General features: G+C 65.5%; 21 protein-coding genes and 1 pseudogene. 6 read left to right on the top strand and 16 right to left on the bottom strand.

Annotated features, from left to right (window positions below):
- Positions 1–5: 5 nt before the first annotated feature.
- From HV798_RS03315 to HV798_RS03345, 7 genes are all read right to left on the bottom strand, one after another.
- Complete coding sequence (locus HV798_RS03315; RefSeq protein WP_025139484.1) at positions 6–926, bottom strand: branched-chain amino acid ABC transporter permease; 921 nt, start codon at positions 924–926, stop codon at positions 6–8.
- A 54-nt stretch (positions 927–980) separates the two neighbouring features.
- Complete coding sequence (locus tag HV798_RS03320; RefSeq protein ID WP_025139485.1) at positions 981–2,156, bottom strand: ABC transporter substrate-binding protein; 1,176 nt, start codon at positions 2,154–2,156, stop codon at positions 981–983.
- 54 nt (positions 2,157–2,210) lie between these two features.
- Positions 2,211–3,212, bottom strand: coding sequence for an amidohydrolase family protein (locus tag HV798_RS03325; RefSeq protein ID WP_175191371.1), 1,002 nt, complete (start codon positions 3,210–3,212; stop codon positions 2,211–2,213).
- Positions 3,213–3,345: 133 nt separating this feature from the next.
- The gene (locus tag HV798_RS03330) at positions 3,346–3,897 is read right to left on the bottom strand and encodes a 3-hydroxyanthranilate 3,4-dioxygenase (RefSeq protein WP_025139487.1); all 552 of its coding nucleotides are present in this window, start codon (positions 3,895–3,897) and stop codon (positions 3,346–3,348) included.
- Positions 3,898–4,451: 554 nt separating this feature from the next.
- Entirely contained in the window at positions 4,452–5,426 is a 975-nt protein-coding gene (locus HV798_RS03335; protein WP_246288556.1) for a LysR substrate-binding domain-containing protein, read from the bottom strand.
- Between the two features lie 97 nt (positions 5,427–5,523).
- Positions 5,524–5,955 (bottom strand): RidA family protein, encoded by a 432-nt coding sequence (locus tag HV798_RS03340; protein WP_175191369.1) that lies wholly within the window; start codon positions 5,953–5,955, stop codon positions 5,524–5,526.
- Between the two features lie 18 nt (positions 5,956–5,973).
- Positions 5,974–7,431, bottom strand: a complete 1,458-nt coding sequence (locus HV798_RS03345; protein ID WP_175191368.1) for a 2-hydroxymuconic semialdehyde dehydrogenase — start codon at positions 7,429–7,431, stop codon at positions 5,974–5,976.
- 181 nt (positions 7,432–7,612) lie between these two features.
- On the opposite strand from HV798_RS03345, the gene HV798_RS03350 reads away from it, so the two are divergent.
- Positions 7,613–8,086, top strand: coding sequence for a MarR family winged helix-turn-helix transcriptional regulator (locus tag HV798_RS03350; protein ID WP_175191367.1), 474 nt, complete (start codon positions 7,613–7,615; stop codon positions 8,084–8,086).
- An 11-nt stretch (positions 8,087–8,097) separates the two neighbouring features.
- On the opposite strand, the gene HV798_RS03355 is transcribed toward HV798_RS03350, so the two are convergent.
- The 6 genes from HV798_RS03355 to HV798_RS03380 all read right to left on the bottom strand — a co-directional run bounded on the left by HV798_RS03355 (position 8,098) and on the right by HV798_RS03380 (position 14,219).
- On the bottom strand, positions 8,098–9,174 hold the full coding sequence (locus HV798_RS03355; protein ID WP_246288557.1) for a YihY/virulence factor BrkB family protein: 1,077 nt from the start codon (positions 9,172–9,174) through the stop codon (positions 8,098–8,100).
- 226 nt (positions 9,175–9,400) lie between these two features.
- Entirely contained in the window at positions 9,401–11,041 is a 1,641-nt protein-coding gene (groL, locus tag HV798_RS03360) for a chaperonin GroEL (RefSeq protein WP_175191366.1), read from the bottom strand.
- Between the two features lie 37 nt (positions 11,042–11,078).
- A complete protein-coding gene (groES, locus tag HV798_RS03365) occupies positions 11,079–11,366 on the bottom strand; it encodes a co-chaperone GroES (RefSeq protein WP_006221616.1) in 288 nt (95 codons plus the stop codon).
- A 356-nt stretch (positions 11,367–11,722) separates the two neighbouring features.
- Positions 11,723–12,469 (bottom strand): lysozyme inhibitor LprI family protein, encoded by a 747-nt coding sequence (locus tag HV798_RS03370; protein ID WP_246288558.1) that lies wholly within the window; start codon positions 12,467–12,469, stop codon positions 11,723–11,725.
- Between the two features lie 383 nt (positions 12,470–12,852).
- The gene (locus HV798_RS03375; RefSeq protein WP_175191122.1) at positions 12,853–12,999 is read right to left on the bottom strand and encodes a hypothetical protein; all 147 of its coding nucleotides are present in this window, start codon (positions 12,997–12,999) and stop codon (positions 12,853–12,855) included.
- Between the two features lie 224 nt (positions 13,000–13,223).
- Positions 13,224–14,219 (bottom strand): Bug family tripartite tricarboxylate transporter substrate binding protein, encoded by a 996-nt coding sequence (locus HV798_RS03380; protein WP_246288559.1) that lies wholly within the window; start codon positions 14,217–14,219, stop codon positions 13,224–13,226.
- 315 nt (positions 14,220–14,534) lie between these two features.
- Between HV798_RS03380 and HV798_RS03385 the strand changes: the two genes are divergently transcribed.
- From HV798_RS03385 to HV798_RS03395, 3 genes are all read left to right on the top strand, one after another.
- Positions 14,535–14,861, top strand: a complete 327-nt coding sequence (locus HV798_RS03385; RefSeq protein ID WP_025141221.1) for an ArsR/SmtB family transcription factor — start codon at positions 14,535–14,537, stop codon at positions 14,859–14,861.
- Entirely contained in the window at positions 14,858–15,298 is a 441-nt protein-coding gene (locus HV798_RS03390; protein ID WP_175216331.1) for an SRPBCC family protein, read from the top strand. Before HV798_RS03385 ends, HV798_RS03390 begins: the two co-directional genes overlap by 4 nt.
- Positions 15,299–15,400: 102 nt before the next feature.
- Positions 15,401–15,994 carry a flavodoxin family protein gene (locus HV798_RS03395; protein ID WP_175191364.1) on the top strand — a complete coding sequence of 198 codons (594 nt, stop codon included), beginning with the start codon at positions 15,401–15,403 and terminating at the stop codon, positions 15,992–15,994.
- On the opposite strand, the gene ggt is transcribed toward HV798_RS03395, so the two are convergent.
- Positions 15,988–17,703, bottom strand: coding sequence for a gamma-glutamyltransferase (gene ggt / locus HV798_RS03400; RefSeq protein WP_175191363.1), 1,716 nt, complete (start codon positions 17,701–17,703; stop codon positions 15,988–15,990). The genes HV798_RS03395 and ggt overlap by 7 nt on opposite strands.
- 219 nt (positions 17,704–17,922) lie before the next feature.
- A complete protein-coding gene (locus HV798_RS03405; RefSeq protein ID WP_175191362.1) occupies positions 17,923–19,362 on the bottom strand; it encodes an amidase in 1,440 nt (479 codons plus the stop codon).
- A 103-nt stretch (positions 19,363–19,465) separates the two neighbouring features.
- Here HV798_RS03405 and HV798_RS03410 point away from each other — a divergent pair, with 103 nt between their 5' ends.
- Together HV798_RS03410 and HV798_RS31600 are read left to right on the top strand one after the other, a co-directional pair.
- The gene (locus HV798_RS03410; protein ID WP_175191361.1) at positions 19,466–20,362 is read left to right on the top strand and encodes a LysR family transcriptional regulator; all 897 of its coding nucleotides are present in this window, start codon (positions 19,466–19,468) and stop codon (positions 20,360–20,362) included.
- Between the two features lie 128 nt (positions 20,363–20,490).
- Positions 20,491–21,600: pseudogene (locus HV798_RS31600) on the top strand (alpha/beta fold hydrolase); the annotation flags it as partial.
- Here the strand turns inward: HV798_RS31600 and HV798_RS03415 are convergent.
- Entirely contained in the window at positions 21,509–22,834 is a 1,326-nt protein-coding gene (locus HV798_RS03415; protein ID WP_175191360.1) for a chloride channel protein, read from the bottom strand. The pseudogene HV798_RS31600 and the gene HV798_RS03415 sit on opposite strands and share 92 nt — an antisense overlap.
- Positions 22,835–22,944: the final 110 nt, after the last annotated feature.

Raw genomic sequence — 22,944 nt, forward strand, 5'->3', positions numbered from 1 at the left:
GCCCCTTATCCGTGCCGCACGGGAAACAGGCCTTGCGGCCGCATCGCCAGCACCAGCGCCATGACGATATAGATCAGCATCGATGCGATCGCCGGGCCAGCCGCGTTGGCGGCGGCGGGCGACAGCGCCGCGCGCAGCAGGGCCGGCAGCAGCGCGCGGCCCAGCGTGTCGATCAGCCCCACCATCAGCGCGGCCAGGAAGGCGCCGCGTACCGAGCCGATGCCGCCGATGACGATCACCACCAGCGTCAGGATCAGGATCGGCTCGCCCATGCCGGTCTGTGCCGACAGGATCGGCCCGGCCATCAACCCCGCCACGCCGGCCAGCACCGCGCCCAGCACGAACAGCAGCGTGTTCAGCCGCGCGATGTTCACGCCCAGCGCGCCCACCATCATGCGGTCGGTCGACCCCGCGCGGATCAGCATGCCCAGCCGGGTACGGTGGATCAGCACATAGCAGCCCGCGGCCACCGCCAGGCCTGCCACGATGATGAGAAAGCGGTAGAGCGGATACGTGACGCCCAGAAGGTCGATGGTGCCGGACAGCCACGACGGCAGTCCCATGCTGATGGGCGCGGGACCCCAGATGATGCGCGTGAGCTCGTTGAAGAACAGGATGAAACCGAAGGTGGCCAGCACCTGGTCCAGGTGTTCGCGCGGATACAGCCGCGCCAGCGCGATGCGGTCCAGCAGCAGCCCCAGCAGCGCCATGCCGGCCACCACGGCGGCGGCCGCCAGCAGGAACGAGCCGGTGTGGCGGAACACGGTGGCCGCGATGAAGGCGCCCATCATGTAGAGCGAGCCGTGCGCCAGGTTGATGAAGTTCATGATGCCGAACACCAGCGTCAAGCCGGCGGCCAGCAGGAAAAGCAGGATACCCAGTTGCAGGCCGTTCAGGGCCTGCACCAGCAGCAGCGTCGCGGACATGGAGCCTTACCTCTCATCTGCCTGGGCGGCCCGGTTGCGCGGGCCGCCAGGGCTTCATTTCATGACGCACTGCGTGGCGTACTGGTCCGATACCTTGGACAGGTCGGGAAAGATGGGGCCCTTGTTGACGAAGCCCACCTTGCCGTCCGCGCCCTGCGCCACGTCGGCACGGAAGAAGCCGGCCACCGGGAAGTGATTGGGCTGGTAGCGGAATTCACCGCGCACCGATTGGAAATCGGCGGCTTCCAGCGCGCGGCGCAGCGCGTCCTTGTCGTCGACCTTGCCGCCGGTGCGCTTGAGCGCCGAGCCGATCAACTGCGCCGCATCCCACGATTGGGCGGCGTAGCTGGAAGGCTCGCGGCCGTATTTCTGCCGGAATGCGGCGGCAAAGGCCTTGTTGGCGGCGTTGTCCAGGTCAGGCGAGTACGGCACGTTGGTGACCGCGCCCAGGGCGTCCTGCCCCAAGGCGGGCAGCGTCGCGCCGTCGATGGTGTCGACCGACAGCAGCGGGATCTTGCCGAACAGGCCCGCCTGACGGTACTGCTTGACGAAGTTCACGCCCATGCCGCCGGGAAAGAACACATAAGCGGCATCTGGCTTGGCGTCGGCCAGGGCGGCCAGTTCCACCGAGTAGTCGGGCTGGTTGACCTGGGTGAACACCTCGTTGACGACCTGGCCCTGGTAGAAACGCTTGAAGCCGGCCATGGCGTCTTTGCCGGCCTGGTAGTTGGGCGCCAGCAGGTAGACCTTCTTGAAGCCCATCTGGTTGGCCATTTCGCCACTGCCTTCGTGGCGCTGGGTGTTGTTCCACGAGGTCGAGAAAAAGAAGGGCGAACAGTCCTTGCCGGCCAGGTTGGTGGGGCCGGCGTTCGAGCCCACCAGGAACACCCCGGCGCTGGTGACAGGCCGCGCCACGGCCAGCATCACGTTGGAATACACCACGCCGGTGATGATCGGCACCTTGTCGCTTTGCACCAGCTTGCGAGCGGCCTGCACGCCGACTTCGGGCTTGAACTGGTCGTCTTCCTTGATGACCTGCACGGGCACGCCGCCCAGCTTGCCGCCGCCTTGTTCCACGGCCAGCATGAAGCCGTCGAGCTGATCCTGCCCCAGCACCGAGCCGGGGCCGGTCAACGTTGTGAGCAGGCCGATCTTGACGTCGGCCCAGGCGGGCGCGCCGTGGGCCAGGCCCAGGGCCGCCAAGGCGGCCAGCAGATGGATGCGTTTCATGGTGATTCCCCTTGCGTTGCCGTGTCTCACGGTCATGTGGTGGCGATGCAGCGTTCAGCGGCCCAGGCCAAAGAACGCCACGGTGTTGCTGAACAGAATCTTCTGCTGCACGGCCGGCAGCAGGTCGGAATGCGAAACCAGTTTGCCGACTTCCTGTTCGCCCAGCGGGTACGGGTAGTCGGACCCCAGCAGCACGCGGTCTTCGCCCATCACGTCGATCAACAGGCGCAGCGAACGCGGGTCGAACACGGCGCTGTCGACGTAGAAGCGGTCGGTGTAGGACGAAGGCAGTTGCGGGCAGTCTTGGCGAATGATGTCGCGATGGCGCCAGGCGTTGTCGACGCGGCCCAGCAGAAAGGCAAAGCTGCCACCGCCGTGCGCGAAGCACAGCTTCAGGCTGCGCGGAATGCGCTCGAAGGCGCCGGACAGGATCAGCGACAGAATGCCAAGCTGCGTTTCGGCGGGCATGGCGACCAGCCAGGGCAGCATCCATTTCTTCATGCGGCCGTCGGTCATCATGTCCCAGGGGTGCACGAGCACCGGGATGTCGTCGTGGGCGCAGTGCACCAGGAACTGCACCAGCGTGTCGTCATCAAGGTCGCGCGGGCCGACGTGGTTGCCGATCTGCACGCCCAGGTGGCCGGCGGCGCGGGCGCGCGAGGCTTCGCGGCAGGCCAGGTCCAGGTCTTGCAGCGGCACCTGGGCCAGGGCCTTCAGGCGGGCAGGGGCGTGGGCGCAGTGTTCCAGCGCCAGGTCGTTCATGCGGGCGGCCCAGTCGGCCGCGGCCTGGGCCGGGTAGGTGTAGCCGAACATGACGGGGGTGGCGCACAGGATCTGCACGTCAACGCCGTGGCGGTCCATCTGCGCGACGCGCAGGGCCGGGTCCCACAGGGTGGCGTCGACGGGGCGGAAGGGGCGGTCGCCGGCCATGATCTGGCCGGTCGAGCCATCGCCGTCGCGCCGCAGCCAGGGGGCATTGACGGGGTCGAGCGCGGCCGCTTCCTGCCGCGTGATCGGCGGAAAGAAGTGGGCGTGCATGTCGATTTTCTGGGTCATGGGCAAGGCGTGCAAAAGGCGTGGGATGAAGGCGGCTTGTCGCGGGTTGGGCAACGGGATGTGCGAGGGCAAGCGCGGATCAGGCAAGCGGCTGTCGTTGGGCAGACAGCCAGGGTCAAACCAAGGCGCGGGGTCAGGCGGGCGCGGGCTGCGTGGCTGGGGCTTGCGCCTTGCCGGGGTGGATGGCGCCGCAGCCGGGGCAGGTGCGTTTCTGTTCGCTGCCGTAAAAGCCCTGGAACAGGGGCGGCAGGTCGGTGACGATGCTTTTCAGTTGGACTTCGACGCGGTGCACCAGGTGGCCGCAGTGGGGGCAATACCACTCGAAGCCGTCGAGCAGGCCCTGCGGGCGCTGGCGTTCGATGACCAGACAGGCGCTGTCGGTTTCAGGGCGCTGGGGGGAATGGCGCACGTGGGGGGGCAACAGGAAGATGTCGCCTTCCTTGAGGTCGACGCGTTCGGGCTTGCCGTCGATCCACAACGAAAGCCAGGCGTTGCCGCGGACCTGGTAGAAGAATTCCTCGAGCGGGTCGTCGTGATAGTCGGTGCGGTGGTTGGGGCCGCCGACGACGGTGACGATGAAGTCGGCGTCCTGCCAGATCTGCTGGTTGCCGACGGGGGGCTTGAGCAGGTGGGCGTGGTCCTGGATCCAGCGTTGGAAGTTCAGGGGCGGGCCGTAGGCGGGCATGTCGATCTCCGGGGAGGCTTGGGCTTGCTTTGATGATGGGAGTCTAGGCGGGTGGGGGGGCGGGGGGACAATAGAAATTGTGTGATCAGATATGCGGGTTATCTATCGCGGGGTTTCCCTTAGGGGTTCTTTTGGGGCTTTCCTTTATTGCTTGTGTGGTTGTTGGTGATTGCTAATGTGATAGTTGGGGTGCTGATGGTGGGGTGGGTTCTTAAGTCGCGCGGCGTCGTGGCGGGAGGCGAACGCGGGGCTACGATTGCGGTCCGGAGCCTTCGCTCCGGACTGCCCCTTCGTCATCGTCGTTGTCGCCTTCGGCGACTGCCTTCCGATTCCCTCGGGCGCAATCTACACGCCCCGCGTTCGCCTCCCGCCACGACGCCGCGCTGGCGTTGGGATCAGCTTTACGGGTGGGTGGATAGCGGATGGTTGGGGGGGGCGTTGCGGCGGTGGGGGGAAAGCGAGGGGGTGGGGCGGTGGCGGGCTTCGCCCGCCGTTGTGGGGGGGAGGGGCTTGTGTGGCGCGTTTGGGATGGCGGCTGGAGTTGGCGTGGCCGTCTATTCGGTTGTTGGTGTTGGGGCGCGTTGTGCCGTGATTTGCTTCAGGTAGTCCACCAGGCGTTGGCACGCGGGGGTCAGGGGGCGGTCGGCGCGGATGGAGTAGCCGACGTCGCCGAAGGTGCCGAAGACGGTGGTGGGCAGGCGGGCGAGCAGGCCCATGGTGAGGAATTGGGCGGCGGCGTCGTAGGGGATCAGGGCCAGGGCGTCGCTGTGCATCAGGATGCCGATGTTGGTCAGGAGCGAGAGCGACTCTACGTGGCGGGCGGGCAGGCGCAGGCCGGCGTCGAAGAAGGTGCGTTCTATCGAGGCGCGCAGGGGGGAAGTGGGGGCGGGCAGGATCCAGATGTGGTCGATCAGGTCGGGCAGGGCGATCTGGGAGGCGCGGGCCAGGGGGTGTTGGGCGCCGACGACCAGGCACAGGTCTTCGCGGTAGAGCTTGTGGTGGTCGACGGCGACGCCGGAGATCGAGGCCATGTCGGGGCCGGGCAGGCGGCCGACGACGATGTCGACGTCGCCGGTAGCCAGGGCGGGCAGAAGCTGGGCCGAAGGGCCTTCGCGGACGGTGACCTGGATGCCGGGGTGGTCGGTCATGAGGCGGGCGATGGCTTCGGGCAGCAGCTTGGCGGACGCGGCGATCAGGGTGCCGACGACGACGTGGCCGCTGGCGCCGCCCAGGACGGCGTCGATGTCGTCGGCCATGTAGCGGATCTCGGCCATCATGGCGTGCACGCGGCGGCCCAGGACCAGGGCCAGTTCGGTGGGGGTGACGCCGCGGTTGGAACGTTCGAACAGGGTGGCGCCGAAGAAGGCTTCCAGGTCGTGGATGGCCTTGGTGACGGTGGGCTGGGTCAGGTGCAGTTCGCTGGCGGCGCGCGACAGCGAGCGGCGCGCCAGCACGCGTTCGAAGATCTGCAGCTGGTGCAGTTTCAGCTTGTGGCTGAGCGCGTTGGGCGTGATGCGGAAGTTCGACATGCGCGCGGCCGTCCCGGCGGGGCGCCGGGGGCGGGGATCCTGTTCCGAAGGAAAAGCCGGAGGGCGGTCGCGCGCCATGGCCGTGCGCGGGGAAGGCTTAACGCGCGAGCGGCTTGTAGGCGACTGCCTTGATTTCAATCAGCAATTGCGGGTGCGGCAGCTGATGCACCGCCACGGTGGTGCGTGCCGGCCCATCGGCGTCGAAGAACTCGCCGTAGACCTGATTGTAGCCACCGAAGTCGTTCATGTTGACCAGGAAAGTACTGATCTCGACCAGGTCGGCAAGGCCGGCGCCGGCGGTGGCCAGGATGTCGCGGATGTTCTCGATGACGGCGCGGGTCTGCACGCGGATGTCGAGCGTGGCCGTGCCCAGCGCGTCGACCTCGGCGCCGGCGATGCGGTTGTCGGGCAGGCGCGAGCTGGTGCCGGAGACGAACAGGAAGTCGCCGGCACGCTTGATGTGGGGATACTTGCCGCGGGGCGTGGCTTTGCCGGCGACGACGGTGGCGCTGACGGGGGCGGTGGTCATGGTGGTTTCCTTGGAGGCTTAGAGCTTGATGCAGACGTTGGTGGGTTCGGTGTAGAAGTGCAGCGAATGGCGGCCGCCTTCGCGGCCGATGCCGGACAGGCCGCTGCCGCCGAAGGGCGTGCGCAGGTCGCGCAGGAACCAGCAGTTGACCCACGCCAGGCCAACCTTCATCGCCTGGGCCACGCGGTGGCCGCGGGTCAGGTTCTGGGTCCAGACGGCGGCGGCCAGGCCGTAGCGGGTGTCGTTGGCCAGGCGGATGGCCTCTTCTTCGGTGTCGAAGGGGGCCACGTGGCAGACGGGGCCGAACACCTCTTCCTTGATGCAGCGCGCGGTCTCGGGCAGGCCGGTCCAGATGGTGGGCTGCACGTAGGCGCCAGCATCGCGGGCGTCGCCGAATTCGGGGATGCCGCCGCCGGTGACGACGGTGGCGCCTTCTTCGCGGGCCAGCGCGAAGTACGACAGCACTTTCTCGCGGTGTTCGCGCGACACCAGCGGCCCCATGCCGGTGGCGGGATCGTCGGGCCAGCCGATGCGCAGCGCCTGCGCGCGCTCGGCCAGTGCGGCGACGAAGCGCTCGAAGATCGGGCGTTCGACGTACACGCGTTCGGTGCACAGGCAGACCTGGCCGCAATTGGCGAAGACCGAACGCGCGGTGCCTTCGACCGCCGCGTCGAAGTCGGCGTCGGCGAACACCAGCGCCGCGTTCTTGCCGCCCAGTTCGAACGACACGGGTTTCACACCCGGCGCCACGGCGCGCATGATGGCCGCGCCGGTGGCGGATTCGCCGGTGAAGGTGATGCCGTCGATGTCGGGATGCGTGGTCATGAATTCGCCCGCGGACCCCGGGCCGAAGCCATGCACCAGGTTCAGCACGCCGGGCGGCAGGCCGGTGTCGCGCGCCACTTCGGCCAGCAGGGTGGCGGTGGATGGCGTCACTTCCGATGGCTTCATGATGACGGTGTTGCCAAAGGCCAGCGCGGGCGCGACCTTCCAGGTCAAGAGCAGCAGCGGCAGGTTCCACGGCGAGATCACGCCCACCACGCCCAGCGGCTTGCGATAGGCGTAGTTCAGCGCCTGGCGGCCGTCGGGCGTGTCGGTCATGTAGCTTTCCATGTCCAGTGTGCGGGCCAGTTCGGCAAAAGCGCGAAAGTTGGCCGCGCCGCGCGGAATGTCGATCTGGCTGGCCCAGGACACTGGCTTGCCGGTATCGCCGATCTCGGCCTGCAGGAAGTCGTCGAAGCGGCGATTGATGCCGTCGGCCAGCGCCAGCAGATGGTCGGTGCGGGCGGCGACCGGCAGCGCGGCCCAGGCGGGCAGGGCGCGGTGCGCCGCGGCCACGGCGCGGTCGACCTGTTCGCGGCTGGCCTCGTGGGCTTGCGCGATCAGGGCGCCGTCCACCGGGCTGTGCTTGTCGAAGGTGGACGCGCCGTCTTCGAAACGGCCGTCGATGTAGTTGCGCAGTTGGCGGATCGTCATGATCGAGATTCCAGAAGAGGCCGTGGCGGTCGGACGACCGGACAGGCTTTGCGTATAAAGTACGTATACGTACTATTATGGCGATAGTAAGGAGCCGGCCAGGTGAAGTCAATGCAGGGTTTTGCCGGAGGACGCGAGGTCAGCGCCTACAATCGCCACGCGTATTTCAAGGAACCGCCCGATGCCCGCATCCCGTTCAGCCCCGCCTCAAGCGTTACAGGATTTCGACCTGACCCAGGTGGCATCCCACCTGCTGCGGCGCGCCCATTTCCGGGCCGAAGGGTTGTTTGCCCAGGCGTTTCCCGAAGAAGACCTGACGCCGCGCCAGAAGGCGCTGCTGATCACGGTGCATCAGAACCCCGGGGCCACGCAAAGCCGCATCGCCGAGCTGATCGCGCTGGACCGCAATTCCTTCGCGGAAATGATCGCGCGCATGACGGCCAAGGGCTACGTGCGCCGCACGCGCTCGGCACAGGACGCACGCGCCTACGCGCTGGAAATCACCGACGAGGGCATGGCGTTGCTGGCCCGCGTGCTGCCGCGGGACGCCGAGGTCGAGGCCGAAGTGCTGGCGCCGATTCCGCCCGAACTGCGGCCCATGTTCTTGAAGTGCCTGCGTCTGATGGCAGGGCTGGAGCCGGCAGAGGCGCCGTAAGGCGGGTGGCGTCAGGGGGCAGGCGGCTTGGGCGGGAGCGAGGGATCGGGTGCGTGTGCAGTCGGGGCGGCACCCTCTGACGTGCCCGGCGAAGCGGGCGGCGTCGATGCCGTGGCCGAAGCGGTGCCGGGCGATGCGGCAGGTGCCGAAGGTGTAGCAGGCGTCGCAGGCGCAGGCATGGCCTCGGCATCCGCCACCGCTTCTTCCTTCTTGGCCGCGCGGCCGAAGCGCAACGCGAACTGGCGCGTGAACACCGCGCCGAAAAAGAAGATCTGCGCCGAGTAATAGATCCACAGCAGCAGCGCAATCAACGAGCCCGCCGCGCCATAGGCCGACACGGCGGCCCCACGGCTGAGATACACCCCGATACCCCACTTGCCCACCAGGAACAGCGCCGCCGTCACGATGGCGCCGGGAATGACGTCGCGCCAGGAAATCCGCGCGCTGGGCAGCAGCTTGAAGATCACCGCGAACAGCGCCACCACCACCGAGAACGAGAAGGCGGTGGAAATCCAGTCGGCCACGGTGGCAAAGGCGGACGCGGCCCACAGGTCGCCGTAGTACTTGCGCGCCGCGCCCAGCGCCGCGTTCACCGTCAGCGAAATCAGCAGGAACAGCGCCAGCACCAGCACCAGGCCGAACGACAGCATGCGGCTGCGCACCATGCCTTGCAGCCCGCCTTTCTGGTTGGCCGACACTTCCCACAGATCGTCCAGGCTGGCCTTCAGCTCGGCGAACGCCGTAGTGGCGCTGAAGATCAGCACGAAAATCGAGATCAGCGCGGCGATCCAGCCGCCGCCCGATTCATGCGCGCTGGCCAGCACCGTCTGGATCACCTCGGCGCCGCGCTCACCCGTCAGGTCGCGCAGCGACGAGAACAATTCCGATCGCACCGCGTCTTCGCCAAAGAAGGCGCCCGCCACCGCAATTACCAGAATCAGCATCGGCGCCAGCGAAAACACCATGTACAGCGCCAGCGCGGCGCCCTTGCTGGACGCGCGGTGGGTCGACCACTGGTTGGCGGAATCCATCAGCAGCCCGCCGATCTCGGACGGGCGCAGGGCACGCAGGCTCTGGGGTAGACGCATGGGACTGGGCTCGGGCTTGGGATCCCTCATTGTAGGGACGCATGCGTCGCGGCGAAACCCGCAACTTGTAGGCAAGTGTTCCGACTCGGGACACCGGCGCGCCGCAGAACCGGGCGGCCAGGAACGCTTTGCACAAAAAGAAAAACCCCCGGGGCGAAGGTCCGGGGGTTTCTCGGGGTACTGTTCCCCGGCCGAAGCCGGGGAGGCCTTGCAAGGTAAGCGGGACTTAGAAGTCCATGCCGCCCATGCCGCCCATGCCACCCGGCATGGCCGGGGCAGCGGGCTTGTCTTCGGCCAGTTCGACCACGGCGGCTTCGGCCGTCAGCAGCAGGCTGGCGACGGAGGCAGCGTTTTGCAGGGCGGTGCGGGTCACCTTGGTGGGATCCAGCACGCCTTGCTCGACCAGGTCGGTGTACTCGCCGGTCGCGGCGTTGTAGCCGTAGTTGCCCTTGCCGTTCAGCACGTTGCTGACCACGACGCTGGCTTCTTCGCCGGCGTTCGTGACGATGGTGCGCAGGGGCTCTTCCACAGCGCGCAGGATCAGCTTGATACCGGCGTTCTGGTCAGGCGTGTCGCCCTTCAGGTCAGCGATGGCTTGCTTGGCACGCAGCAGAGCCACGCCGCCACCAGCCACGACGCCTTCTTCCACAGCAGCGCGGGTAGCGTGCAGGGCATCTTCGACGCGGGCCTTCTTTTCCTTCATTTCGACTTCGGTGGCAGCGCCAACGCGAATCACGGCAACGCCGCCGGCCAGCTTGGCCACGCGTTCTTGCAGCTTTTCACGGTCGTAGTCGGACGTGGCTTCTTCGATCTGGATACGGACTTGCTTGACGCGAGCCTCGATCGACTTGCTGTCGCCAGCGCCGTCGATGATCGTGGTGTTTTCCTTGCCCACTTCGATGCGCTTGGCTTGGCCCAGTTCAGCCAGGCCGGCCTTTTCCAGCGACATGCCGGTTTCTTCGGAGATCACCGTGCCGCCCGTCAGGATGGCGATGTCTTCCAGCATGGCCTTGCGGCGGTCGCCGAAGCCCGGAGCCTTGACGGCGGTGGTCTTCAGGATGCCACGGATGTTGTTCACCACCAGGGTGGCCAGCGCTTCGCCTTCGACGTCTTCGGCGATGATCAGCAGCGGACGGCTCGACTTGGCGACTTGTTCCAGCACGGGCAGCAGGTCACGGATGTTGCTGATCTTCTTGTCGAAGATCAGGACAAACGGGTCTTCCAGCACGGCAACTTGCTTTTCCGGGCTGTTGATGAAGTAGGGCGACAGGTAGCCGCGGTCGAATTGCATGCCTTCGACGACGTCCAGCTCGTTTTCCAGCGACTTGCCGTCTTCGACGGTGATGACGCCTTCCTTGCCGACCTTGTCCATCGCGTCAGCGATGATCTGGCCGATGGAGGAATCGCTGTTGGCCGAGATCGAGCCGACTTGAGCGATTTCCTTGCTGGTCGTGACCGGCTTGGATTGCTTCTTCAGTTCGGCGACGGCGGCGGCGACAGCCTTGTCGATGCCGCGCTTCAGGTCGATCGGGTTGAAACCGGCGGCAACGTACTTCAGGCCTTCCTGAACGATGGCCTGGGCCAGCACGGTGGCGGTGGTGGTGCCGTCACCGGCGTTGTCGGAGGTCTTGGAGGCAACGTCCTTGACCAGCTGGGCGCCGATGTTTTCGAACTTGTCCTTCAGTTCGATTTCCTTGGCGACGGACACGCCGTCCTTGGTCACGGTCGGGGCGCCGAACGAGCGCTCCAGCACGACGTTGCGACCCTTGGGGCCCAGGGTGGTCTTGACAGCGTTGGCGAGGACATTCACGCCGCGGACGATGCGCACACGGGCGTCGTCACCGAACAATACTTGCTTGGCAGCCATTTGTTAGCTTCCTTCGAAAATTCGTTTGAGGCAGGGTTTACTGGACCACGGCGAGGATTTCGTCCTCGCGGATGACGAGCAGCTCTTCGCCGTCAACCTTCACGGACTGGCCGGCGTACTTGCCGAACAGAACCTTGTCGCCAGCCTTCAGGTCGACCGGCAGAATCTTGCCGTCTTCGGTCTTCTTGCCGGGGCCGACGGCCACGACTTCACCCTGGTCGGGCTTTTCAGCGGCGCTGTCGGGGATGACGATGCCCGACGCAGTCTTGCGCTCGTTTTCGAGGCGTTTGACGATCACGCGATCGCCCAGGGGACGCAAGGCCATGAGGAACTCCTGTTACTTAAGAAGAAAGTGAATGATCGGTTTGGCCCGGGAGACTGTTAGCACTCACCGGAGTCGAGTGCTAATTATAGGGATGATGTGGTGGGGTTCAAGGGGGCGGGGGCGGGCTGTTACATCTTGGGAGGGGCGGAGGGGCCCTGAAGAATGTAACTGCGCAGGGCGTTGCCCGTGGCTGGCAATAGATCAGCCGGCCGGAAGGCGCTGGCTTGCGCCTCGGCGATCGGCGTTGCACCGACCGCCAGCAGGGCGCCGCGGCGCGTCAGCGGGAGATTCCCGCGTCGAAAACGCAGCCTACGAAAATGTAGCCTGACACTTTAAATGACCCCGGGCGCTTGCCATCAACCGCCATAGCATTGTGCGTAAGTAAAGTCGACCAGGCGCTTGTCTGAGGCATCCTGTGGCGTGGACGGCTCTACTTGGAAATGCCCGAACATGTCGTCGTTGCAGATCCTCACGTTCTTGCGCTGCGTACCTTCCTGCAATACGCAGGAGCCGCCAAAACTGTGATTGCTCCCAGCGACGCCAACCGGTAGATCAATCAGCTGGCTGCAACCGATGATGCGGCCTTTTTGCTTCTGATGCGCCAACGATTGGTTGAACGATTCAACGCGGGCGTTGGGATCACGAATCGGCACGACATTGACGCATTCGCCACTAGCGGTTTGCTTGCCCGGCAGCTTGCAGTCTGAGTACACCTCGCCATTGGCGATATGTTTGTCATTACGCGCCAGCATGGCGATGCGGGCTGTGTATGCCTGCTGCAGGCACGCGCTGTCTTGACACACGTCGCGAGCGTATTTGATCCAGTTGCGCTGTTCTTTAGCCAACTCTTTCTTGCCATAGGCATCGGTTGCGGCCTGTGCTGTTTCATAGGCCCCTTTCAATTTCCCATCCAGCGCGGATGTCTCGGCATCGCTGCAGATCAACCTTTCCGTCGTGCTCACGGCCTTTTTGCAATCAAAACTGGCGGCCTGGGCGCCAGTCCATAGCGTTGCAAGGCCCAACGTCAAGAGAAGCGTCATCGCAGCTGTAGACCGTATCTTCAGTGCGTAAGCGGGTGAGCGTGTGGAATGCGGCTGGGTCATGATCCTATCTTCTCAAGTTGGATGTCGACGATGTCTTGCGTACAGCGCGACACATCTTCCTCGTGCCACGTCAAATCAGCTTGACCGAGCTGATGCACAACTCTGGTCTTGTGATCTTGTCGCTGGAGCATCAGAGGCATTCTTATTTAGATACCCGGCTCAGTTTTTACCAGATTCAAGCTGGCGCCTGTGCCTTTACCAACTGAAGCGGCAGGCAGACCAAGGCGACCGGCCCGAAGGGGATGATCAGAAACCCATACGGGCCCGCCCAGAACGGCATCGCGCGGCCGCTTCGGCGCCGCCGTCGTAGACGTAGCCTGGCACCTTGAATTCCCCGCATCGACACGTCGATCAGGAGGTCGCCAGTAGTACCGAGGTCAGCGCTACGGTGCCTCGATCTCTTTTTCCTTCTGCTTCTCTTTGTCCTTTTTTTCGCCATCGTAGTGAGACTTGATGGCGAGGAACATGCCCGTGCCCAGGACGAGAAGCTTGAACGTACCGAAGATTACAGGGACCCAGAAATTCATCATTGCCTCAAAACGCTGCTTCAGGTGGGGAGGGGCGAGCGTGAGCGCCCACCTCCCGATTGACGGTCAAATTCTACCGTCAAAATCCATACAATTTGTTGAATGTCTATCTTTGTATGGATTTTTAGCGCGATTTTTTGAGGAATAAAACCATACATAAGGGTGTTAGGCATCTGGCATGCTTGCATAAAAAAAGCAAACATGCCGGGCCCCTGCCGCAGCACCGGTCATTCGATCCGGATGTTGCCGTCCTTGATCACCTTCGCCCATTTGTCATGCTCTGCCTGCACGAACGCGGCGAAGTCGGCCTGGCTGCCGACTTTGGGTTCGCCGCCTTGCCGGCGGATCTGGTCCGCGACGGCGGGGGAGGCGAGCAGTTGCTCGGTCTCGTCATGCAAGCGGGCTACGATGGCGGCGGGCACCTTGACCGGGGCGAACAGCGCGAACCAGCCTTCCACCGAATAGCCGGGCAGGCCGGCTTCGGCGATGGTCGGGACGTTGGGCAACAAGGGCGAGCGCTGCGCCGAGGTCACGCCAAGCGCGACCAGCTTGCCGGCCTGGATATGCGGCAGGCACACAGGCAGGTTGCAGAACATCACCTGCACGCGGTTGCTCATCAGGTCCGGCAAGGGCTCGGCGCCGCCTTTGTAGGGAATGTGCACCATGTCGGTCTTGGACAGGGATTTGAACAGCTCGGCCGACAAGTGCTGGCTGCCTCCGGCGCCGCTGGAGGCATAGCTGTAATTGTTGGCCTTGAGTTCTTCGATCAGGCCTTTGACGTCGCGCGCCTTGACCTGCGGACTGACGACCAGTACGTTGGTCACCGAGGCGACATTGGCGACAGGCACGAAGGCCTGCATCGCATCGAATTTCAGGTTCGGGTAGAGGCTGGGATTGATGGCATTGGTGCTGGCCGCGCCCATCAGCAGCGTGTAGCCGTCGGGCGCGCTTTCCGCGACGTACCCCGCACCGATGTTGCCGCCGGCTCCGGCCTTGTTCTCGACGACGATCGCGGCGCCCAGGCGCTCTGACAGGCCCGTGGCCACGACCCGGGCCAACTGGTCGGTGGCGCTGCCCGGACCAAAAGGCACGATCAGGCGGATGGGCTTGTTCGGATACTGGGCGTCCGCGGCGTGCGCGGCCGGCGTGGCGGCCATTGTCAGAATGCCGGCCATCGTCAGGCCCGCGGCAAGTGCTGCCCTGCGGTGTTTCTGCATGAACATTGGTGTTCCCCTTGAGCTATGTGTGCTTCGCCCGCGCTATCCCGCGCGTGGCGGCGAATTCATAGTAAGGAGCGCCTATTCATAGATCCAATACAAATACTCCCGCGTATTAAGACGAAAATCGACCTTATCAGCTGCGAGGCCGATCGCGGTCATCAGAGAGATGCCTGGCACCGTTCTCGCGCCAGCCGCGGGGCGACGAGCACGGCAAGGCGTTCCGGCTGGAATGACTGTGCACCGGCGTTGACAACGCATAACTGAAAAGTTATAAATAAATCCATAACTTCTTGGCTATGAATTGGGTGAGATCAGCGTATGGATAGGGAGCCGGCTCGTGTTCTGTTTACCGCCTTGGGCGATTCGACCCGGCGGGCGATTTTTCAGCAGCTCACGCTTGAAGGTGAGCTGACGGTTGGCCGCTTGACCGATCACGCCGGCATTTCCCAGCCGGCCGTCTCGAAACACCTGGCGGTGCTGCGGCACGCCGGGCTGGTGGAGGGGCGCAAGGAAGGGCGCGAAACGTACTACCACGCCACGTCGCAGGGGCTGGCCCCGTTGATCGACTGGCTGCAAGTCTATGGCGTCTTCTGGCGTGACCGGCTTGATGCCTTGTCCGACGTGCTGGACAGGATGGACACATGATGGCGACGCAAGACTCGCACAGCCTGGTGTTCAACAGGACCTTGCGGCATCCGCCAGAAAAAGTGTGGCGCGCGCTGACGCAGTCGTGGCTGATAGAAGAATGGCTGATGGCGAACGACTTCGTTGCCGAGGTCGGCCATCGTTTCACCGTGCGCGCCGCGCCGTTGCCGGGATGGTCGGGCATCACGCACTGCCAGGTCGTGGCCGTGGAATCGCCGCGATTGCTGGTCTATCGCTGGGGCGATGGCACCGAGTCGGCCAGCGGCTTGCAGACCACGGTCACGTGGACGTTGACGCCCGAAAGGGGCGGCACGCGGTTGCGTATGGAGCAGTCCGGCTTTCCGTCGCCGACCGCGCTCAGCTATGTGCGGCTGGGCCAGGCGTGGGCACGCTTTCTCGACAGGCTCGATAGCGTCGTGTCTCGCATCAGCGACTGATCACTCGTTTTCTTTTTTGTCTTTTCAGGGGCTGGCTGTCGGCCCCTGTGGCCAAGCTCGTCCTGCAAAAACGTCAGGCGGGAATTGTTTATGGAGCATTGCATGTCGAACGTCCAGATCGCGGTCATCTACCACAGCACCTATGGCCACACCGCCAGGCAGGCGCAAGCCGTGCGGGCCGGTGTGGAACGGGTCGAAGGCGCGCACGCGCTGCTGCTGACCACGGAACAGGCCCAGGCCCGCTGGGATGACCTGGCACAGGTGGACGGCATCATCTTTGGAACGCCTACCTATATGGCCAGCGCTTCCGCGGCGTTCAAGACCTTTCAGGAAGCCACTTCGCCCGCCGTGCTGTCCAAGGGCGCCGCCTGGCAGAACAAGCTGGCCGCCGGGTTCACGAACTCGGGCGCGCACGCGGGCGACAAGCTGGCCACGCTGATCCAGCTTGCCTTGTTTGCCGCGCAGCATGGCATGCACTGGATCAACATGGCCTTGCCCCCGGCCAACAACTCGGCGACCGGCTCCGAGCGCGACTTGAATCGCCTGGGCTTCTGGCTGGGGGCCGGCGCGCAATCCAACGTGGACCAGACCGCGGACACGGCGCCGCCGGAATCCGACCTGGAAACGGCAAGCCATCTGGGGCAGCGCGTGGCACAGGTGGCGCTGCAGATGGCTCGCGGCCGGGCAAATCAATAACCCAGCGCCCCGCCCGCCGGCGCCCGATTGTCGTGGCCGCCGAAGATCAGTCCGCGCTTTTCGTCCACCACGATGGCGTCGGCGACGCTCCAGTTTTCTTCCGTCGTGAAGCGGTGGCCCATCTTTTCGAGCATGGCCTGGGTGTCGGGCGACAAGGCGCCGGCTTCCAGGTAGGCCGTGTCCGGCAGCCACTGGTGATGGATGCGCGGGGCGTCGACGGCGGCCTGCACGTCCATGCCGTAGTCGATGACGTTGAGAATGGTCTGCAAGGTGGTGGTGATGATGCGCGGGCCGCCGGGGCTGCCGGTCACCATGAATACCTTGCCGTCCTTGAGCACGACCGTGGGCGTCATGGAGCTGAGCGAACGTTTGCCCGGGGCAATGGCGTTGGCCTTGCCTTGAATCAGGCCGAACACATTGGGCGCGCCTACCTTGGCGGTGAAGCCTTCCATGGTGTCGTTCAGGAAGAAGCCGGCGTCACCCGCGACTTTGCCCGTGCCGAAACGCAGGCCCAGCGAGTAGGTGACCGAGACCGCGTTGCCGGCCTTGTCGACGATGGAGTAGTGCGTGGTGTGGTTGCCTTCCTTGACCGGCACGCCGCCCTTGATGTCGGACGAAGGGGTGGCGCGGGCCGGGTCGATACTGGCCAGGACCTGTTTTGCGTAGGACTTGGAAATCAGGTTGTCGACCGGGTTCTGGACGAACCGCGGATCGCCGAGTTCGACGTTGCGATCGGCAAAGGCGCGGCGCAGGGTTTCGATATACAGGTGCGTGCTGGCTGCCGACCGCAAGCCCATGTCCTTGAGCGACACGTTCTCAAGCACGTTCAGGCTTTCGCACAGCGAGATGCCGCCTGAACTGGGAGGGGCGGCCGAAACCAGGGCGTAGCCCCGGTAGTTGCAGTGAATGGGCTTGTAGACCAAGGCCTTGTACTGCGAGAAGTCTTCCGCGGAAAAGATGCCGCCGCCCGCCTTGCTGGCGCGCACGGTTTCGTCGGCGATCCAGCCGCCGTAGAACGATTGCGGCCCTTGGTCGGCGATGGTTTGCAGGGTCTTGGCCAGGGCGGGTTGGCGGAAGCGTTCGCCGGCGCGGTAGGGGCGGTCTCCGTTCAGGAAATACTTCTTGGCGTAGGCATCCGTCTTGGCGAATGTGGTCAGCAGATCGGCGTGCGCGACCACGTCGTCCCACTGGGTCAGCACGTAGCCATCGCGCGCCAGTGCCACGGCGGGCATCACCAGCGATTTGCTGGGCAGGCTGCCAAAGTGTTCGCGCGCATATTCCAGCCCGGCGACGGTGCCGGGCACGGCGGCGCCCAGCCAGGACCGCGATACTGCTTCCTTGCGGACGTTGCCGTCCTTGTCCAGGTACATGTCGGCGCTGGCGGCCAGCGGCGCGGCTTCGCGGAAATCGACCATGGTCTCGCGGCCATCGGCCATGCGTATGACCAGGAAGCCGCCGCCGCCGAGGTTGCCGGCCTGGGGCAGGGTGACCGCCAGCGCATAGCCCACGGCGACGGCGGCATCCACGGCGTTGCCGCCCTGTTTCAGTACATCCACGCCGACCTGGCTGGCCAGTTTGTGGGCGCTGACCACCATGCCATTTTCTCCTTGGGCAGGGGGTGGCGATACCGCCTGTGCGGGTACGGCAAGAAGCAGCGCGCCAGCGCTGGCAATGGACGCGAACAGCGGACTACGGGTAAGGCCGTGCATGCAATGTCTCCTGATTATTATGGGTGTCGGCGCGCCCGGCGAGGGACGCTCCGCACAGCCATTCTGGAAGCGCGCCGGGCGGGCCACAAACGAAAAAAAATCCCGACGTCATTCCATGGCGGCATGCTGCGGCGCAAAAGCGGTTGGGGTCCGGCTACCTGGCAGCGCAGTGTGGCCGGGGGCAATCATCAAGACGTCAGGCCAACACAAGTCGGCTGGTCAGGCGCCCGCCCACACCGTCGGACGACGCGCATGCCAAGGCATCGTTTGCTCCAGTTGTCCGGCCAGGCGCAGCAGCACGTCCTCGCGGGCAAAGGCGGCTGCGAACTGCATGCCGATGGGCAGGCCGCTGCTCGCGGCGGTTGCCATGGGGACGGACATGGCGGGCGTGCCGGCCACGTTGAATATCGGTGTGAACGGCGAGTGCTGAAAGACGCGCGAGGTCCATTCCAGGCCATTCATTTGCGCCGCGCCGGCGCTGTACGTGCCCAGCGGCTGGGGCAATTGGGGCAGGGTGGGTGTCATCAGCACATCGACACGCTCGAACCAGCTGGCCACCGTCCGGGCCACGCTGTTGCGCACTTCCAGGGCGCCGGCGAAGTCGGATGCGCGTGCCTGTAGGCCATAGGCGTAGCAGGCCAGCGTCGAAGGCTCCAAGGTGCTGGCATCGATGCGGCGGCCGGTGGCCGACGCCAGGCCGTCGATCCAGCGCACCAGGGTGGCGCACCAGATCTGCGCGTTGGCATGCACGAAGGCTTCCCAGGACACACCCAGGTCGAAGGATGATTCTTCGATCTGATGGCCCTGCGCCTGCAAGTGCAAGGCCGCAAGCTGCGTGGCTTGCGCGATGTCGGCATCTACCGCGCCGGCATTCCAGGGCGTGCGCAGCAGGCCGATTCTCAAGCGCCCCGGGTCACGGCCGACCTGCGTTAGAAAGCGCTCGGCGGGTGCCGACGTGTAGTAGGGATCGCCAGGTGATTGGCCCTGTATGGCGTCCAGCAGCGCGGCGCTGTCGCGCACCGTGCGGCTCAGACCCAGCTGCACGCCGAACCCGGCGAACACTTCGTCCAGGCCGGGGCCGTGCGAACTGCGCCCGCGTGTGGGCTTCAGCCCGAACAGCCCATTGAACGCGGCGGGCACGCGGATGGACCCCGCGGCATCGGTGGCATGCGCCAGGGGCACGATGCCTGCCGCGACGGCGGCGCCCGCGCCGCCGCTCGACCCCCCGGCGCTGAGCAGCGGATTCCAGGGATTGCGCGTCGGCCCTGCCAGCGCCGATTCGGTTTCGGTGCTGAAGGCCATTTCGGGAGTGGTGGTGCGGCCGATGGTCTGCAGGCCTGCCGCCTTGAATCGGCTCATCAGGTACGAGTCTGCCGGGGCGACCAGGCCCGCCGCCAACCGGCTGCCCAGCTCGCTGCGCCGCCCCGCGTACGAGACGGCCAGATCCTTGATGAGAAAGGGCACCCCTGCCAGCGGACCGCTCGCCGGGGGCTGGGCAACGTCTGGCTGCCAGTGTTCGATGACCGCGTTCAGGCGCGGGTTCACCGTTTCGATGGCCAAGGCTGCCAAGGCGGCCAGCTCGGCGGCACTGACGTCGCCGCGGGCGACCAACTGTGCAAGGCCCACACCGTCGTGGGCGCTGTATTCGTTCAAATTCATGGCTTGTTCCAGAGAAGGGGTAGAGCAAAGATATCGGCTGGCGGCCAGTTTTATTAGCCCGTTTCAATGGCAAAGATTGAACCGTTCATGGGACAATCTGACGATGAACCGCGATATGAACGACACGCTGGTGTTTGTGCGCGTGGTACAGGCCGGCAGCTTCACTGCCGCGGCCCACGCGCTGCAGATGCCCAAGACCACCGTGAGCCGACGCGTCATGGCGCTGGAGCGCTTTATCGGTGCGCAATTGCTGCGACGCTCTACGCGGCGTCTGAGCCTGACCGAGGCGGGCGCCGTGTATTTCGAGAAGTGCAAGCAGGTGGCCGAAACTCTGGAAGCGGCCGAGTCCGCCGTCCAGCAGCTGCGTGACGGGCCTCGCGGATGGCTGCGCGTGACCTTGCCGTACTCGTTCGGCGTCAGCTGGTTTGCGCCATTGATTGCGGGCTTCAGAGCCCGTTACCCGGACATCCGGCTTGAGTTGCTGGCCTCACACGAGACGCTGGACCTGATCAAGGAAGAACTGGATGTGGCCCTGCGATTGGGTGCGCTGCCGGATTCCTCGCTGGTGGCTCGCCGCCTGGGCGGCTTTCCCACGGGCATCTACGCCAGCCCGGCCTACCTGGATCAGCACGGCTGCCCCCAAAGCCCTGATGATCTGGGCGATCACAAGGTGCTGTCCCTGCATCAGGGACAGCAGGACGTGGGGCATGTCTGGCCCCTGCGCCAGGGTAGCGGCCGGCTGCGCGGCTACCTGGTGAACCCGGTGGTGGTCGCGTCCGATCCGGCGCTGCTGCGCGATGCCGTGCTGGCCGGTGAAGGACTGACCTTGGCAATGGAAGCCAGCATGGCGGCCGACGTGGCCGAAGGGCGGCTGGTGCGGGTGCTTGCCCAATGGCAAGGACCCGTCCAGGAATTCCACGCCGTCACCCCGCGCGAGCGGCTGCCGTCGCCGAAGCTCAAAGCCTTCATCGACTACCTGCGCGAAGCTATCCGGCAGTAGGCGGCTGCGGCGAGCGCAGCGGCGTGGCGTCGGGAATTTTCAGCGTGTAAACGCTTAATGTTCCAGACAGGGAGAACCGCCTACAGTATTGAACGCATCGATTTCACGGTGCGATCAGGAGCGAGGCAATGAGAACAGGAAGATTCTTTTCGTACATCAAATGGGGGGTGCTGTGCGGGCCGTTGCTGTTGGCCGCGAACGGCTGTGCCACCCGCGAAGCCGCCAGTCCCCCGCCAGCGAAAGTGTCCAAGCTGGAGGCGCCGGTGAAGCGGGTCGCGGATCAGGTGCTTGCCGTGAAGGGGGCGGCTGGCGTGGGAGATCTTCCGCTGTATGCGTCGATGGACATCGTGGCCGCGGCCCCGAAGGTCTCGACCGTGCTGATCGTCATTCACGGCACGCTGCGCAATGCGGATACCTACTTCGACACCGGCAAGGAAATCCTGTCGGGGGCCGGCAAGCCGGACGGCAGCGTGCTGGTGGTGGCGCCGCAGTTCCTGACCGCGCCGGACGTCAAGCAATTCTCGATGCCGCCGCAGACCTTGATGTGGACGCAAGAGGGCTGGAAGAGCGGCGAACCTGCCATCGGGCCGGCGCCGATCAGTTCATTCGAGGCGATTGATGCCTTGCTGGATCACTTTGCGGACAAGCGTCTTTATCCCGCGCTGCGCAATGTCGTCGTGATGGGGCATTCGGCGGGCGCGCAGATCGTTCAACGTTATGCCGTGGTGGGCCAGGGCGGCAAGTTGCTGGCGCGCAAGGGCGTGCCGGTGCGCTTTGTGGTGGCGAACCCTTCCAGCTATCTGTACTTTAGCGACCAGCGGCCCAATCCTGCGCCCGCCGGCACGTGTCCCGCCGCGACGAAGTGGAAGTACCAGCTTGAGGGCGGGCCGCCCTACGTGGCGTCGCAGAACGCGGACGAGGTCGAGGCCCGCTATGCCAAGCGGCGCGTGGAGTACCTGTTGGGCCAGGCAGACACCGATCCCTATACCCACTTCATCGATCGTTCATGCGGCGGCATGGCGCAAGGCCCCAACCGGCTGGAACGCGGCCTTGCCTATTTCGACTACCTGAAGAGCCGGCATCCCGCGGGGCTGAATCAGCGCGTCGTGCAGGTGCCTGGGGTGGGTCACAACAACCTGGGGATGTTCACGTCGGCGTGCGGGATGGCCGTGCTGTTTGATCGTCCCGTGCCGGCGAGTTGTCCGGTGGTGGGGCGACCCGGGCCGCGCACCAACGCTGTGTCGCCACAGAGCCGGCGACCGCCAGGATGATCGGCACCAGGAAAGCCTGATCGACCCGCGTGAATTCCAGGATCAGGACGATGGCGGTCAGCGGCATGCGCATGGACGCCGCCAGGAAGGCCGCCGCGCCCACCACGGCGTAGGCGCCGGGCGGCGCGTCGGGCCAGATCAGGTTCCAGGCCGCGCCCAGCACGACCGCCAGCAAGGCGCCGATGGCGATGCCTGGGGTGAGCAGGCCGCCGCTGGCGCCCGCACGCAGCGAACCGCTGGTGATGGCCACCTTCAGGACGAGCAGCAGGGCGGCCATGCCCAGCGTCAGTTCGCTGCTGAAGCCCAGTTGTGCCGGACCCTTGCCGTTGCCCAGCAGGGCCGGCAGAAAGATCGCCAGGACGCCGATCAGGGTGAAGTTGACGAACGCCGCGACCGGCAGCCGCCACCCGCGAGCGGCCTGGCGCCGCGCGGCAGAGGTCAACTGCACGAAACCATGGGCCGCCACGCCGAAGAGGGGGCCGGCCACGGCGGCCCAGACGATCAGGCTGGCGCCGGCGGTCATGGGCGGCACCGCGTACTGGATTTCGTTGCCCAGGCCGATCCACGCGATGACGGCGCCGATGCAGCAGGTCACCAACGCGACGGCGGCGGCGGGCCACGCAAACGTACCCAGCAACACTTCCAGCACGAACAGCGCCGCGCCCAGCGGCACGTTGTAGACGGCGGCCAGGCCTGCGCCTGCGCCGCACGCCACGATCAGGCGGTGCTGGTCGGCCGGCAGGCACAGCCATGCCGACACGCCGCTTGCCGCCAGCGCGCCGACTTCTCGTGGCGCGACTTCGCGGCCCAGCGGCGAGCCCAGTCCCACCGTGATGATCTGCAAGAGGGCATGCGCCAAGGTGGTCTTGGCCGGCATGCGCGCGGCCGGGTCCTGCACGGCCTGCGTCACGCTGATGAGCGGCCTGCCGAACCGGTAGATCAGCCACCAGCCACAGCCTGCCACGAGGCCGCACAGCATCAGGACGGCCAGGCGCCGACTGTCGCTGGCGCTTTGCACGCCTTGCAGGAAGGTCTCGGGGCCGATGATGCGATCCAGGCTGTAGCCGTAGGCCAGGTGCTGCACGGCGTGCAGCAACATGCCCAGCAGCATGCCGCCCAGGCCGGCGGACAGGCCGGTCAGCAGGATGGCGAGCAGCAAGCGTGTACGAGCGGTGTGATCGTCGGCAGGCGTGTCGTTCATGCCAGGGGCGATTCCTGTCGGTGGCGGATGGGGCAGGCCGCCAGGGGTGGTTGATGATGGACGGTAGGCCAGGCGGCGTCAACGAATCGTTAAGAGGCGCCGCGCGTCAG

The sequence above is a fragment of the Achromobacter deleyi genome (assembly GCF_902859705.1).
Lineage (GTDB): Bacteria > Pseudomonadota > Gammaproteobacteria > Burkholderiales > Burkholderiaceae_B > Achromobacter > Achromobacter deleyi.

What these genes read in the sequence shown, in the direction of transcription:
- HV798_RS03320 (WP_025139485.1), bottom strand. Translation starts at nt 2,156, where the DNA reads ATGAAACGCATCCATCTGCTGGCCGCCTTGGCGGCCCTGGGCCTGGCC.
- HV798_RS03390 (WP_175216331.1), top strand. Translation starts at nt 14,858, where the DNA reads ATGATGGCGACGCAAGACTCGCACAGCCTGGTGTTCAACAGGACCTTG.
- groL (WP_175191366.1), bottom strand. Translation starts at nt 11,041, where the DNA reads ATGGCTGCCAAGCAAGTATTGTTCGGTGACGACGCCCGTGTGCGCATC.
- HV798_RS03405 (WP_175191362.1), bottom strand. Translation starts at nt 19,362, where the DNA reads ATGAATTTGAACGAATACAGCGCCCACGACGGTGTGGGCCTTGCACAG.
- HV798_RS03410 (WP_175191361.1), top strand. Translation starts at nt 19,466, where the DNA reads ATGAACCGCGATATGAACGACACGCTGGTGTTTGTGCGCGTGGTACAG.
- HV798_RS03340 (WP_175191369.1), bottom strand. Translation starts at nt 5,955, where the DNA reads ATGACCACCGCCCCCGTCAGCGCCACCGTCGTCGCCGGCAAAGCCACG.
- HV798_RS03330 (WP_025139487.1), bottom strand. Translation starts at nt 3,897, where the DNA reads ATGCCCGCCTACGGCCCGCCCCTGAACTTCCAACGCTGGATCCAGGAC.
- HV798_RS03335 (WP_246288556.1), bottom strand. Translation starts at nt 5,426, where the DNA reads ATGTCGAACTTCCGCATCACGCCCAACGCGCTCAGCCACAAGCTGAAA.
- HV798_RS03385 (WP_025141221.1), top strand. Translation starts at nt 14,535, where the DNA reads ATGGATAGGGAGCCGGCTCGTGTTCTGTTTACCGCCTTGGGCGATTCG.
- HV798_RS03315 (WP_025139484.1), bottom strand. Translation starts at nt 926, where the DNA reads ATGTCCGCGACGCTGCTGCTGGTGCAGGCCCTGAACGGCCTGCAACTG.
- ggt (WP_175191363.1), bottom strand. Translation starts at nt 17,703, where the DNA reads ATGCACGGCCTTACCCGTAGTCCGCTGTTCGCGTCCATTGCCAGCGCT.
- HV798_RS03375 (WP_175191122.1), bottom strand. Translation starts at nt 12,999, where the DNA reads ATGATGAATTTCTGGGTCCCTGTAATCTTCGGTACGTTCAAGCTTCTC.
- HV798_RS03370 (WP_246288558.1), bottom strand. Translation starts at nt 12,469, where the DNA reads ATGACCCAGCCGCATTCCACACGCTCACCCGCTTACGCACTGAAGATA.
- HV798_RS03325 (WP_175191371.1), bottom strand. Translation starts at nt 3,212, where the DNA reads ATGACCCAGAAAATCGACATGCACGCCCACTTCTTTCCGCCGATCACG.
- HV798_RS03355 (WP_246288557.1), bottom strand. Translation starts at nt 9,174, where the DNA reads ATGCGTCTACCCCAGAGCCTGCGTGCCCTGCGCCCGTCCGAGATCGGC.
- groES (WP_006221616.1), bottom strand. Translation starts at nt 11,366, where the DNA reads ATGGCCTTGCGTCCCCTGGGCGATCGCGTGATCGTCAAACGCCTCGAA.
- HV798_RS03380 (WP_246288559.1), bottom strand. Translation starts at nt 14,219, where the DNA reads ATGTTCATGCAGAAACACCGCAGGGCAGCACTTGCCGCGGGCCTGACG.
- HV798_RS03350 (WP_175191367.1), top strand. Translation starts at nt 7,613, where the DNA reads ATGCCCGCATCCCGTTCAGCCCCGCCTCAAGCGTTACAGGATTTCGAC.
- HV798_RS03415 (WP_175191360.1), bottom strand. Translation starts at nt 22,834, where the DNA reads ATGAACGACACGCCTGCCGACGATCACACCGCTCGTACACGCTTGCTG.
- HV798_RS03395 (WP_175191364.1), top strand. Translation starts at nt 15,401, where the DNA reads ATGTCGAACGTCCAGATCGCGGTCATCTACCACAGCACCTATGGCCAC.
- HV798_RS03345 (WP_175191368.1), bottom strand. Translation starts at nt 7,431, where the DNA reads ATGACGATCCGCCAACTGCGCAACTACATCGACGGCCGTTTCGAAGAC.